The organism is Actinomyces sp. oral taxon 170 str. F0386, assembly GCF_000195595.1.
GTDB lineage: Bacteria > Actinomycetota > Actinomycetes > Actinomycetales > Actinomycetaceae > Actinomyces.
Map to the genome: position 1 here is coordinate 1 of NZ_GL882539.1, position 12673 is coordinate 12673.

A 12673-nucleotide genomic window follows, 5' to 3' on the forward strand; every position below is an offset into this window, starting at 1 on the left:
CGATGGCGGAGTGTGGCCGGGTGGTGTTGAGCCAGTGGCCCCACTCGGTGGTGGCGAGCTCGACGGCATCGATTTCCTGCCAGGGGCCCTGGCCAAAGGATGAGTTCGGCCTTGTGCAGGGAGTTGAGCGCCTTGGCCAGAGCATTGTCGTAAGAGGTCCCCTGTCAAGCCCCGGGTTTTGTGGAGGCTGGTTTATCTGGATGTGGTGGTGGCTGGTTGTTCCTGGCGGTAGGCGTCGGGCGCCCAGGCGGCTTCGTGCTCGGCGGGGGTGCGCATGCCGATGGCGGAGTGAGGGCGGATGGTGCCCGTACCAGTGGCCCCACTCAGCGGTGGCGACCACTGGCGGCGTCGATGTCCTCCCAAGGTCCCTGGTTACGGAGAAGCTCGGCCTTGTACAGCGAGTTGAGTGCCTCAGCCAGAGCGAAGCCGAAAGGAGTCTCCCTGGGAACCCACCGAGGCAACTGCCTCGCAGTCGGACAGGGCAGCCCCGTAGCGGATGGACTGTACTGCACCCCACGGTCGCAAGTGGTGCACCGGGCCAGAGAGATCAGCCCCGGTGTGTTTCCGCTGCCAGATAGCCATTTTCAGGGCGTCTAGGGCCGGGTCGGTGCACACTGGCCGGCAGGTGGTCTGCCAGCCGACGATCCGCCGCGAGTACACGTCAGTCACGAAAGCCACATAGCCCCACCCGGAGAAGGTACGAACATAGGAGGGGGCACCTCCCGCTTGCGGGGGAATGTCGGCGACCCACAGCTCATTCGGCCTGAAAGCGCTGAAATGCCTTTTGACAAGGTCGGCCGGGCGCTGCTCCCGCGGCGCGCTGCGCGTGGTGCGCGGGGACTTGGCGTCTGACACCGTGCAGACCCATAACCCGCATGAGGCGTTCGACGGTGCACCGGGCCACGTGACCGGCACCGTGACGCTCGGCAATCTCGGGTCGGCCCCGCATCGCGTGCATCTTGCGAGCCCCCAGCACCGAGTAGCTGGTTCTTGTGGACCTTGGATATCTCCGCCTTGAGGGTCTCGTCGCGCAGGCTCCTGGCGCTAGGAGGCCGGCTACGGCGGGCGTGAGTCAGGTGCTCGGGGCGATCTGTACGCCAGCCTCGCTGAGCGTGGCGCAGATCGGCCAGGCCCCGAACTCCTCCTTGCGGGAGTCGATGTACTGGCAGATCAGCGAGACGGGCGCTCACACTCCGCCGCGACAGACAAGCCGACGCACTCTTCAGGATCGCGTTCGCCCTGCGCAGCTCTCGGACCTCCAACGCCGGCTCCTTGATCCGGGCCGCCTCGTCAGTGGTGCTTCCCGACCTCAGACCACCATCGACCTGGGCCTTCTTGACCCAGGACCGTAGAGCCTCGGGGTGGACACCCAGCTCGTCGGCGATCCTGCGGATCGCGCCCTTGGCCCGCGCCGGGTCGGCCAGCGCCTCCAACGCCATCCTCGTGGCTCGCTCGCGCAGCTCATCGGGGTACTCTTATGTCCCATGACAGTGATCCTTCCGTGTCATCACTGCCTCCATCAAACCCGGCGCGATTCACCTGGCCTAGGTCTCCGACCCCAGGACAGATGGGTGCATGACACCCAGGAGGTGGGCGAAGTCGGTTTAGGTGGTTGGTCAGGTCAGTAGCCTGATGGCTCGTTTGGAACGTCTTGACAGCGATCTGGTGGTCGAGGGGATAGCGGCTCTGGCGCTGCAGACCAACCGGATGAGGCTGATGGACAGAACCCCCGTCACGACCAGGGACAGGACCGTGAACAGGTTATAGCGCACGCCACTGATGGCGAGGATCGGTCACGTTCCTGAGAACCTGGATCACGGGCTGACGTGACATAGCGGTCGTGGTGGAAGATGACATCGACGCGGGTTCCTGGGGACGACGGATTGACTAGACACCACTCATCGTCCCTACGGGACCCGTGCCCCCTCCCATCTCCCTCATTGATTGGTGGCCATGTAAGGGGAACCCCAGAACTGTACTCCAGAAATCATAAGGCCACCAGCCTGAGTTTCCAGGTCGTTTGCACCGAAATAAGTGGCCCTTGGCCTGGGTGTTCACCTCCACTCTAAACACAAAACTATGATATACAGATGCAGCAAAGAATCGAAGTCGAATAGAGATATTTACCTCCACTAACTTAATTTACACCCGACTGCATACCTTCCGCATATATTTGAAGCTTCTTTAATATATATTGGGCCACCGCAGACTTATCAGTACTCAAAAGATCTTTCGCACGCCAATGAAATTCTAGACATGTCAAATGGTTCTCAAATTTTAGACTGATGTCAGGAATTATTTTAAATCCTTCAAGCTGCTTTTCAATGCCAACCACCTCGCCAGAATGTTGATTTTGTTTTAAAAATTTCCCAAACGCACAATTTAATTCTTTGTCTTTACCGAACGTGAATTTTTCTTCTTTTGCAATGGCACGAAACGCCTCGAGTGCGGTTTCACTGGACGACCTACCTCGACCGTCAGGCATTGCAGTAGGCACACCAGTCAACACCTTACCGAAGTATGATTTTTCAAAGGAATCAGAGATCACCTTAGGGGTTGACTTAATAGATTTCGCCTGCTGCACCTTACGAACACCATTCGGGCCGTACCGATAAAGAATCGGCACACTGAGTGCCGGGGTTACGAATGTGGCACGAGCTTGCAATCTCAAAACGGTAATTAGCAGCAATCCTCGATGTCGGGACCAATATCTGCCGACCTCGCTGTTCTTGGTTGCTCCCAAGAGCTTCGTCGAGTCAAGCATGTCGAAATGATTCCCGATTAGTTCACGCAAAACGCCGGCTTTACTGCTTTCACTAACAAAAACAAATACGAGCCGCAACGGCATGCGCATTGAATCAAGCAGCCTGTGTTTCATCTCAACAAAGTCTTGACTAATTTTTCGAAGAAAATTTCCAATGGAATTATATTCGACAGGATCATAATTATCGGGATCAACACCCAGTTCCTCAAGACCACTGAAGTTGTTGACGAGTTCTAGGGTGTTTTTAGCCACTTGTTGCCAAGTATCAGGCTCTGGACCTTTTACTCTGACAGGAATAGCGACAGGTGACGGACCGGCTACGTTTTCATACTCCTTCGACATTTCGCGCGAGAGCGTTTCTTTTGTAGTTAACCAAACAAGTAGGATTCGAGATCCCGGCTTTCCGCTTTCCGTGCCAGGCTCCCTCAAAAACATTTTAATTTCAGACAATTCTTTAGGTGACGGTCCATTGCTTTCTCGACCATCGATGTTGATCACTAATATTCGACCATCATTGATCGGAATTTTATGCTCATCAACAGCATCTGTTACCTTTTTTCGCAACTTCTCGAGGGTAATTTCTTTACTTTCTTCATTGGCGAGCCTGACAGTAGGGCCGTAACTATCTGGAATCCATATTCCAACGCTACTGACTAACGTAGTTTTCCCGGTGCCAGAATCTGCGAAAATCGGTAAAAATAATCCGCTTTCTTGAACCTGAATATGTGAGGCTGCACGTTTAAATGCGTCTAGGGTATCACTGCTAGGTTCGATTAATAGTTGAGCGACCTCGGGTCCAACGGCGGCTACGAGATTTTCGTATCGCGAAGGCAGTGTGAGTTTCTTCAGAATATCTAGAGATTCCTCATTGCTTTTATCTGAAGCAGAACCGGTTCCCATAATTCTCTACCTTTTTCATATTAGTTGCAAAAAGCATGTCATTACACGTATTACACATTAAACCTAAACTCCACGACATCTCCATCACTCATGACGTAGTCCTTTCCTTCCATGCGCACTCGGCCGTGAGCGCGGGCTTCAGCAACGCTGCCGTACTGGACCAGATCATCATAACTCACGATCTCCGCCTTGATAAAACCCCGCTCAAAGTCAGTATGGATGACGCCCGCCGCCTGGGGCGCTGTCGCCCCCTTGCGGATCGTCCACGCGCGGGACTCCTTCTCCCCCGCCGTCAGGTACGTCTGCAGCCCCAGGGTGTCGAAGCCGACCCGGGCCAGCTTGTCCAGACCGGACTCCTCCTGCCCGTTCTCATGCAGCATCTCCACCGCCTCATCCGGCTCCAGCTCCACGAGCTCAGCCTCGAACTGGGCATCCAGGAAGATCGCCTCCGCCGGTGCCACCAGCTCACGCAGCTCGGCCTGACGGGCCTCGTCGCTCATCCCGGCGTCGTCCATGTTGAACACGTAGATGAACGGCTTGGTGGTCATGAGCTGGAAGGTCTTGAGCACCTCCGCATCGATCCCTGCGACCTCCGCCCCGGCGGACAGCAGCGTCCCCTCCTCCAGGACCTTGAGGGCCGCCCGCGCCGTCTCCAGGACCACGGGCTCCGTCTTCCTGCCCCGCACCTCCTTCTCCAGGCGCGGGATCGCCTTCTCCAGAGTCTGCATGTCCGCCAGCACCAGCTCGGTGCTGATCGTCTCGATGTCCCCGGCCGGCTCCACCTTGCCGTCCACGTGCACCACGTCCGGGTCCTCGAAGGCGCGCGTCACCATGCAGATCGCGTCCGCCTCGCGGATGTTGGCCAGGAACTGGTTGCCCAGCCCCTCACCCTCGCTGGCGCCGCGCACGATCCCGGCGATATCCACGAAGGAGACCGTCGCCGGGACCACCCTCGCGGAGTGGAACAGCTCGGCGAGCTTGTCCAGGCGCGCATCCGGCAGCGGCACAACCCCCACGTTCGGCTCGATGGTCGCGAACGGGTAGTTGGCGGCCAGGACGGTCGCGCGGGTCAGGGCGTTGAACAGGGTGGACTTGCCGACGTTGGGCAGTCCGACGATTCCGATGGTAAGTGCCACGCAGGAGAGTTTAGACGGCCCCTCCGACACCGTGCGCCCCGACGGCGCTCACTCACTTCCCGGCGTTGTCATTCACCCGGACCGAGGCCCGCAGATCACGCCACGAGGTGTAGAAGCCCCCGCTGGCATTGACCCCGATCCCCGCCGTCACCGCGATGAGAGAGGCCGCCACCACCACCGCCGCGAAGCGCCCCACGATCGCACCGCCCAGCCGCGCCGTTGACGGCTTGGCGCCGTCGCGCCGTCGGCCCCAGCAGGGAGCCCAGACCAGGACCGTACCGGCCGCCGCCAGCGACGCCACCGCGCTCACGATGATCGTCCCCAGGCCGTTGAGCTCGAAGACGTCGGCGCGCATCGGGGAGGGGGAGCCCGCCGTGCGCTGGTCCTTCGGGGTCTGTGTCGGGGGCTTGATACCGGCGGCCTTCGCACCGGCCCAGGCATCGCCGTCGGGCGCCGGCAGACCGGCTGCGGCGAACACCGCCGGGTCCGATCCCCACCATGTCAGCAGCGACGGTAGGCGGTCGTTCCACAGGACCCAGGAGTGCCCGCCCTGACGCGGGGTATCGATCGTCACCGAGTCGGGTCTCTGCACCGCGTCCTGCATGAACCAAGCGGCCCGGGCAGAGCCGGTGGAGTCGTCCTGGGCCCCCATGACGTAGAAGCGCATGCCGTCGGGCGTACGCCGCCCCAGCATGGTGGACATCGTGTTCTCCGACTGGAGCTGCTTGCCGCCGTGAGCCAGCACCCCCTCACCTGGGCTGTCGAAGGAGGACAGGACACCCACCGAGCCGAAGCGCTGCGGGACGTCGTAGGCTGTCCGGGCCGCGCAGTAGGCGCCCGCCGAGATCCCCATGAGCATCCACCCGGCCCGCTGCGTGGTGACGTTGGGGAAGCTGGCCTGGATCATGCGGGGGATCTCCTCGGCGGTCCATGTCTCCACGGGCGGGCGGCCGGCGATGTTGACGCAGTCGTGCTGGCTGCCGTCCACGTTGACCGAGGGGATGACCAGGATCGACGGCGGGATGCGCCCGGCGTCGATAGCGGCCTGGAGGTTCTTGGAGGAGGACATGCCGGTCACCACCGACTGTGGGTCCCCGACCCAGCCGTGGATGGCTTCGATGACGTTGTAGGTGCGGCCGTCGTCGGGCCGGTACCCGGACGGGAGGACCACGCGCACCGGCAGGGTGATGCCGCTGACCGGGCCGGTCCAGGTGGCCTCCTGCGAGCCGTTGCCGGCGTCCTGGAAGGATGCCTTCCACGCCTCGGCCGGGACGGCGTCATAGGCAGAGGCATCCGGTAGCGGTGTGACGCGCGAGGCGCCCTGGGTGTGCGGGGCGGCGGCCTCAATGACGTCGCCGAAGGTGCGCACGTAGTGCATGGGCCGGTTGATGAGCAGGCCACCGAGTGCGACGACGAGCAGCACCGGGACGGTGAACAGAACAGCGCGCGCCGAGTAGCGGCCGGCGGCCTTGAGCCCATGCCCCAGGACCGGGCCGATGGTGCGGCCGCCCGAGCCGTGACTGGTGGCCTTGTCGCTGGGGTCAGGCGCATCCGTGGCGCCGCCCGTCCGTGCGGGGCTCCTGCGCGCGGCGGTCGGCAGTGTCAGAGGCAGAAGCACCGCCGCGACGACGGCGAACACGACGACGAGGACGCCGACGGTCCAGATCGTCGTGGAGCTGGTCAGGTTGATACCGCGAAAGAGGCTCACGTCCGTCAAGCATGGCACTGCCTGTGCGAATACCCATCCTTCCGAGGTAGCACAGTGACCGTGCCGTTCGTCTCCTCTTCTCCTCCCAGCGGCGGAGGAGCGTCCTGGGCGGGACTGACGGCCCATGGCCGAGCGGTCGGTTGACGGGCGGCGGAGGTCGAGCCGACGGCGGGCAGATCGAGTGCTTAAGGAGCCGGAATAGATGTCACACCCCTGGGGCACCATCAGATCATGAGCTCCTCCGTTCTTCTTCCCCTCCTCCTGCTCCTCGTCGGCCTGGCGATCGGCGTCATCATTGGCTATGTCGGAGCGATCGCCCGGCGCACCACCGTGGACCGCTCGGACCACGAGCAGGTGGCGGAGCTGCGGGCGCAGGCCGCTCAGTGGCAGGCCCGGGCCGAGGAGCTGTCCTCACGCACCCAGGTGGCCGAGGAGCGCGCCGAGCGGGACGGCTCCGTGCTGCGGGCCCTGGCGCCCGTGCGCAGCCAGCTCGAGCAGGTGGGGGCCCGGGTGGAGTCCCTGGAGAAGCAGCGGGCCGAGCAGCACGCGGCCCTGGCCGAGCAGCTGCGGGCCACCGCCCTGCGCGAGCAGGACCTGGCCCGCTCCACCGCCTCCCTGGAGGGGGCGCTGCGCTCGCGCTCGGCGCGCGGCATGTGGGGGGAGGTCGAGCTGGCCCGCGTCCTGGAGGCCTCCGGGATGATGCGGCACGTGGATTTCTCCGAGCAGCGCACCATCGGAGCCCTGGTCCAGAGGCGCGGTGGGCTCGGAGCCGCGACCGACTCCGGTTCCGGGGCTGCTGGCCGCTCCCGGCCCGACGTCGTCGTCCACCTGCCCGGGGACGGGTACCTGGCCGTGGACGCCAAGGCACCCATGGACTCCTACCTGGCGGCCACCGCCGTCCAGGGCTCCGGCCCGCAGGACGAGGAGCGGCGCAGTGACCTCCTGGCCGCTCACGCCAAGGCTCTGCGAGGGCACGTCGACCAGCTCGCCGCGCGCCGCTACGACCGGGCTCTGGGGGACTCCCCCGAGCTCGTGGTGCTCTTCGTCCCGGCCGAGGCCGTGCTCTCAGCCGCCCTGGAGGCGGACCCCGCGCTTCTGGAGCACGCGCTGGGACGCGGGGTCGCCCTGACATCGCCCGTGTCGCTGCTGACCCTGCTGCGCACCTGCGCCACGGCCTGGGCCCGCACCGCCGTCAACGACGACGCCCGCGAGCTGCTCGAGCTCGGCCGCACCCTCTACGAGCGGTTGGGAACCGTCGCCGGGCACCTCGACGCCCTTGGTGGGGCGCTGCGGCGCAGCGTCACCGCCTACAACAAGGCGGTCGGCTCCATGGAGAACCGGCTGCTGGTGACCGCCCGCTCCCTGGAGACCCTCGGCGAGCAGGTGGACTCCCCCGCGCTCATCAGTGCCGACGCCGCCCAGGTGCGCACCTTCACCGCGCCCGAGCTCACGGGGGTGATCAACGGCGAGGAGATCGGCACCACCACCCACCAGTAGGTAACACACGCCACACGAGAAGTCCGTGACGATCGACCATTCCATGGCGTCTATCAGGGAGCGTTGCCTCTCGTCTCATGACTGACTGCCACGCTGCACAACCGTACCAACGTCCGTATGAGGAATACTCCCACCTCATCGGACACCGTCGAAGGAAGAGACCATGCTGTCAATCATCGGAATGATCATCGCCGGCGCCATCATCGGCGCTCTGGCTCGACTCATCATGCGGGGCCAGCAGGACATCTCGGTGCTGTGGACCATCGCGTTGGGCGCCGTGGGCGCACTCATCGGAAGCACGGTCGCCGGTTTCCTCGGCGTCGCCGAGACCCCGGGCGTCGACTGGATCCGCTGGACCCTGTCCATCATCGCGGCCATCGTCGCGATCTCCATCTACCTGGGCGTCACCGGCAGGAAGTAGGCACTCAGCGCCCCGAAGCGGGTTTCGTGGAGGCACTCACCGCCTCCACGAAACCCGCTTCGCCGTCTTTTGTGACGCAAGCCATGGGCTGAGGGCGTGAGGATTCCCCGGCCAGCAGCGTCCTTCTATCAGCGCGGCAGTCGTGACGGACAGCGAAAACAGTCAGTCACAACGGCCAGTCACACGAGCCGGCCACGGAAGCCACGGAATCCACCGGGCACCTTGACGGAACACCTGCTGGCCCGCGCGCCACAACACATTGCCACCATCCGTGCCACGGATCAACGAAAGAGGCTCCAATGAGCAACAACGCCATTCCCCAGACCGGCCAGCAGCGCGAGCACAACGAGCAGGCCGAGGAGGACAAGACCCCCCGCGGCCCCCTCCAGACCTCGCACGGCGTGACCACCATCGACGAGAACGTCGTCGCCAAGATCGCAGGCATGGCCGCTCGTGAGGTACCCGGCGTCTACGACATGGGCAACGCCGTGCGCCGCGCCTTCAGCGCGGTGACCGACCGCATCCCCAACGCCCAGACCAACGTCACCGGCGGCATCAGCGTCCAGAAGGGCGAGACCCAGGCCGCCGTCGAGGTCACCGTGGTGGTCGAGTACGGCGTCTCCATCGTCGAGGTCGCCGACGCCATCCGCCGCAACATCATCGAGCAGATCGAGGGCACCACCGGCCTGGAGGTCGTCGAGGTCAACATCAACGTCACCGACGTCCACCTGCCCGACGAGGACTCCGACGCAGCCGACACCGCCGACCTCAAGTGATCCGTCTCAACGCCCTGATCTGAGGAGCTCTCATGAAGACAACGTACCTGGCCCTCCTGGTGGGCCTGTTCCTTGGAACCATTCTCGCCTTCGGCTCGTTCGCCGACTTCGTCCTGGTGACCCTGTGTGGCCTGGCCGGATTGGCGGTGGGCCTCTACCTGGAGGGCCGGGTCGATGTCCGAAGCATCCTGGATCGGCGAAGGAAGTGACGATGGCGACCGCGATCAAGCCCGCCATCACGCAGCCGGGGCCCGCCCGGGATGAGAGCTCCTCCCGGGAGCAGCGCGGCGTCACCACCATTCCGGCCCGAGTCGTCGCCCAGATCGCGGCCCAGGCCGCCTATGAGACCGGCAACGTCGGCTCCAACGCCGGAGGGCTCCTGGGAATCGGCACCCGCCGTCACTTCGCGTCCCGACCCGAGGCCCGGTGCGAGCTCTACGGACGTGTCGCCGTCCTCCACCTCGACCTCGGCCTGGTCTTCCCCACGCCACTGACCTCCGCCATCGAGGACCTGCGCGCACACGTGCGCAGCCGCGTCGAGCACCTCACCGGCCTGAGCGTCAGCAAGATCGGCATCGAGATCTCCTGGCTCAATCCGAGCAGCCACGTCAGGAAGAGCCTGAAATGAGAGCACCCGTCCAGAAGCTCATTCGTCGCCCGTCCCGCAGCATACCCAGCGTCATCCTGGCGCTGCTGCTGCTCGCCGCCGGAAGCCTGGGATCCTGGCTGCTGGGGCACCGGATCGTGAGCGGCACCTGGCCAGACCGGGCCGCCACCACCCTCGACGCCGTCGGATCCGCCACCCTCGGGTCCGCTGCAGTGCTCATCATCGCCGGGATCGTCGCCGTATGCGGCCTGGTCATGATCCTCATGGCCCTGTGGCCGGGGGTCCCCGAGCACGTCGAGATCCTCCCCGACGCCGTCCCCGGCCAGACCGCGGTGACGCGCCGGGACCTGGCCGGCCTGGTGAGGACCCAGGTCGAGCAGGTCGACGGCGTCCACTCCGTCGCCGTCACCGCCCGTCGCTCACGAGTCGACGTCGTCGTCCTCAGCGTCCTGGACGACCTCGCCCCGGTGCGTGAAGCCGCCCGTAAGAAGGCCGATGAGGCCCTGGACGCACTCAAGCCCGTGGGCATCACACGCAGCCGCGTGCGGATCCGGCACACGAGCTGAAAGGGAAAACACTATGCGCTCAGTATCTGGCGTCCTCAACAGGACGGCCCTGGCCGGCTGCGGACTTCTCATCGCGGCAGCGGCGTCCTGGCTGCTGGCCTCCGGCCTCGACACCGGTCGGTCCTGGCCCGACGTCGCCCCGCTCCTGGCCACTGCGCAGGACCGGGTGGACAGCGTCATCACGGCCCAGGCGCACTGGCTCCTGCCGACCGCCGCGCTGGCGTCAGTCCTCGCCATCATCGCCGGGCTGGCCCTCCTCGCCATGCAGGTCCCCCGCAAGGCAGCCGCCTCGCCCCTGAGGTTCAGCGACTCCGAGGGCGTCCTGCTGGCCACCGTCAGCCCCGACGTCCTGGCACAGGCCCTGTCCGAGCGGGCCCAGGACGTCCCCGGGGTGGAGCGGTGCACTGTGTGGGTCACCGGCTCACCAAGCAGCCTGTGGGTCCAAGCGACCACCACCGTGTCCCAGGGCAGCGAGGTCGAGTGGGCCGTCGCCGATCTCAGGCGCCGGCTCGAGGATGACGTGACCACGTCCCTGGGCACGCGCCCCAGGCAAATCGACACCCTGGTGCACCTGGAACGATCCTCGAGCTCGCGCAACGTCTCGCAGACCGTCACAGGGCGGCACGCACCCGAGAGCACCGGGGATGGCGATGACGCATGAGACGCAGGACGAGGCAGTGCCGGCGCCTCGCCCGCGTCCACATCAAGCCGCACAACCGAGCGCTCCGCCCGCTCCGTCCCATGACAGGGACCGCTACCTGGTCCTGCGTGCCCAGGACGGAGACATCAACGCCTTCGAACAGCTCGTCGAGCGTTACCAGGGGCGCCTGTTCCGCACCGCCTACATGATCGTGCGGAACCGTCACGACAGCGAGGACATCGTCCAGGAAACCCTCATCCAGGCCTGGCGCAGTCTTCACCTGGTCAGGGAGCCTGCCGCCTTTCGGGGCTGGCTCATGCGGATCTGCACCAACAAGGCCACCAGCATGACGCGCAAGCGTCAGCGCCGAGCCACCGACCCCTACGACGCCGAGAGTCTCGAGACCGCGAGCGCCATGGCAGAGACGACGTCGAGCAGCACCGCTGACCCGGCCGAGTCCAACGAGGTCAATGCCCAGATCGAGGCACTGGCCGAACTGCTGGCCTCCGTGCGGCCCGAGCTGCGCATCGTCTGGGTGCTCCGAGAGGTCGACGACATGTCCTACGAGGAGATCGCCCAGACCCTGAACCTCACCGAGTCCACCGTCCGCGGGAGACTGGCACGCGCCCGCTCTCTCGTCATGCGCCAGATGAAGGAGTGGGCATGAGCACTGCCAACCAGCTCTCACGCAGCGCCCGACGCTTGACGACGTCGGACAGGTCATTCGCCCGGTCTCATGAGCAGGATGACGCGGACACGCGGGAGTACCTGCGCCTGATCGCCTCCCTCCACGAGGAGTGGGACCAGCTGGAGTCTCAGGCGAGCGCCTCGGTCATGCCGCAGCGCCACTTGATGGACGCCGTCATCGCCGAGACACGTCACGGTGCCCAGGTGCAGATGCCCGCCACCGACCTGGGGCCCTACAGCATGTCCGAGTTCTCGCTGCGGGCACTCATCCGACGAACCGTGGACTCCGTGCACGGCGCACGTGCCCTACGATCCTCATTCGAGCATGCGCCCTCGGATAAGGACCACCGTGGCCTGGGGGTTCCGGAGACCATCTTCTGCCGGATCTCCGCCCATGTCACCACGGACAGCCTGCCGCAGCTCGCCCAGCGGGTCCGCGACGCCGTTCGAGGAGCCTGCCATGAGAACCTAGGGGTGTCCCCGACCGTCAACGTCCACATCGAGGATCTCCACGATGACGACTAGCCTCTCAGCAGCCGAGCTGGCCAACCTGGTCACTGCCGTCCCCGGCGTACGAGGAATCGAGCCGGGGATAGGCAGCACGTTGAGGGCGATCGGCAGCCACCTTCGCCAGCAGGACCCTCGTGAGGTCCGCTTCGGAGTCGTTGTCGAGGCGGGTTCGCACAGTGCCGTCATCGAGATCGGTATCGACGGATCGCGACCCGTCAAGGAGATCGTGCGCGACGTCCAGGAGACCATCATCCGGGCCCTGTCGGAGGCGGGCGAGCACGACAACGCCTCCGAGGCACACGAGGAATACGGCACCTCAGGCGTCAGAGACAGGAACGCGCCTCAGGTCACGGTGCGGGTGCAGTCACTGCTGTAGACACCCGATCCGAAACGGTTCCCCACCCTCGTGCAGGTTCCAGCACGAGCCGACGTCGGGCCACCGGCAGCTGACCGGTGGCCCG

Annotated in this window: 14 protein-coding genes and 1 pseudogene; 10 read left to right on the forward strand and 5 right to left on the reverse strand. The window is 64.7% G+C overall.

Translation table 11 applies throughout. From position 1 onward, the window contains the following. The 5 genes and pseudogenes from HMPREF9056_RS14670 to HMPREF9056_RS06635 form a co-directional block, all read right to left on the reverse strand. Positions 1-164, reverse strand: a pseudogene (locus HMPREF9056_RS14670) (integrase core domain-containing protein); the annotation flags it as partial. Between the two features lie 501 nt (positions 165-665). Then, on the reverse strand, positions 666-1439 hold the full coding sequence (locus tag HMPREF9056_RS14990; protein WP_367379063.1) for a transposase: 774 nt from the start codon (positions 1437-1439) through the stop codon (positions 666-668). Positions 1440-2137: 698 nt separating this feature from the next. Continuing rightward, positions 2138-3664 (reverse strand): hypothetical protein, encoded by a 1527-nt coding sequence (locus HMPREF9056_RS14120; protein WP_009403954.1) that lies wholly within the window; start codon positions 3662-3664, stop codon positions 2138-2140. A 50-nt stretch (positions 3665-3714) separates the two neighbouring features. Then, entirely contained in the window at positions 3715-4800 is a 1086-nt protein-coding gene (ychF, locus tag HMPREF9056_RS06630; protein ID WP_009403955.1) for a redox-regulated ATPase YchF, read from the reverse strand. Between the two features lie 52 nt (positions 4801-4852). Further along, the gene (locus tag HMPREF9056_RS06635) at positions 4853-6508 is read right to left on the reverse strand and encodes an esterase family protein (protein ID WP_050793016.1); all 1656 of its coding nucleotides are present in this window, start codon (positions 6506-6508) and stop codon (positions 4853-4855) included. 228 nt (positions 6509-6736) lie between these two features. Here HMPREF9056_RS06635 and HMPREF9056_RS06640 point away from each other — a divergent pair, with 228 nt between their 5' ends. The 10 genes from HMPREF9056_RS06640 (at position 6737) to HMPREF9056_RS06685 (ending at position 12588) form a co-directional block, all read left to right on the forward strand. Next, the gene (locus HMPREF9056_RS06640; RefSeq protein WP_157185034.1) at positions 6737-8005 is read left to right on the forward strand and encodes a DNA recombination protein RmuC; all 1269 of its coding nucleotides are present in this window, start codon (positions 6737-6739) and stop codon (positions 8003-8005) included. Between the two features lie 163 nt (positions 8006-8168). After that, positions 8169-8426, forward strand: a complete 258-nt coding sequence (locus tag HMPREF9056_RS06645) for a GlsB/YeaQ/YmgE family stress response membrane protein (protein WP_009403960.1) — start codon at positions 8169-8171, stop codon at positions 8424-8426. A 299-nt stretch (positions 8427-8725) separates the two neighbouring features. Further along, on the forward strand, positions 8726-9202 hold the full coding sequence (locus HMPREF9056_RS06650) for an Asp23/Gls24 family envelope stress response protein (RefSeq protein WP_009403962.1): 477 nt from the start codon (positions 8726-8728) through the stop codon (positions 9200-9202). A 32-nt stretch (positions 9203-9234) separates the two neighbouring features. Then, positions 9235-9411, forward strand: coding sequence for a hypothetical protein (locus tag HMPREF9056_RS14345; RefSeq protein ID WP_009403964.1), 177 nt, complete (start codon positions 9235-9237; stop codon positions 9409-9411). A gap of 2 nt (positions 9412-9413) precedes the next feature. Further along, positions 9414-9830 (forward strand): hypothetical protein, encoded by a 417-nt coding sequence (locus HMPREF9056_RS06660; protein WP_009403965.1) that lies wholly within the window; start codon positions 9414-9416, stop codon positions 9828-9830. Next, positions 9827-10375, forward strand: coding sequence for a DUF6286 domain-containing protein (locus tag HMPREF9056_RS06665; protein WP_009403966.1), 549 nt, complete (start codon positions 9827-9829; stop codon positions 10373-10375). Before HMPREF9056_RS06660 ends, HMPREF9056_RS06665 begins: the two co-directional genes overlap by 4 nt. Before the next feature lie 13 nt (positions 10376-10388). Continuing rightward, on the forward strand, positions 10389-11036 hold the full coding sequence (locus HMPREF9056_RS06670) for a hypothetical protein (RefSeq protein ID WP_009403967.1): 648 nt from the start codon (positions 10389-10391) through the stop codon (positions 11034-11036). Then, the gene (locus HMPREF9056_RS06675) at positions 11026-11682 is read left to right on the forward strand and encodes an RNA polymerase sigma factor (RefSeq protein ID WP_034514144.1); all 657 of its coding nucleotides are present in this window, start codon (positions 11026-11028) and stop codon (positions 11680-11682) included. The genes HMPREF9056_RS06670 and HMPREF9056_RS06675 overlap by 11 nt, the downstream gene beginning before the upstream one ends. Beyond that, on the forward strand, positions 11679-12227 hold the full coding sequence (locus HMPREF9056_RS06680) for a hypothetical protein (RefSeq protein WP_009403971.1): 549 nt from the start codon (positions 11679-11681) through the stop codon (positions 12225-12227). The genes HMPREF9056_RS06675 and HMPREF9056_RS06680 overlap by 4 nt, the downstream gene beginning before the upstream one ends. Further along, entirely contained in the window at positions 12217-12588 is a 372-nt protein-coding gene (locus tag HMPREF9056_RS06685; protein WP_009403972.1) for a hypothetical protein, read from the forward strand. Before HMPREF9056_RS06680 ends, HMPREF9056_RS06685 begins: the two co-directional genes overlap by 11 nt. Positions 12589-12673 lie beyond the last annotated feature (85 nt).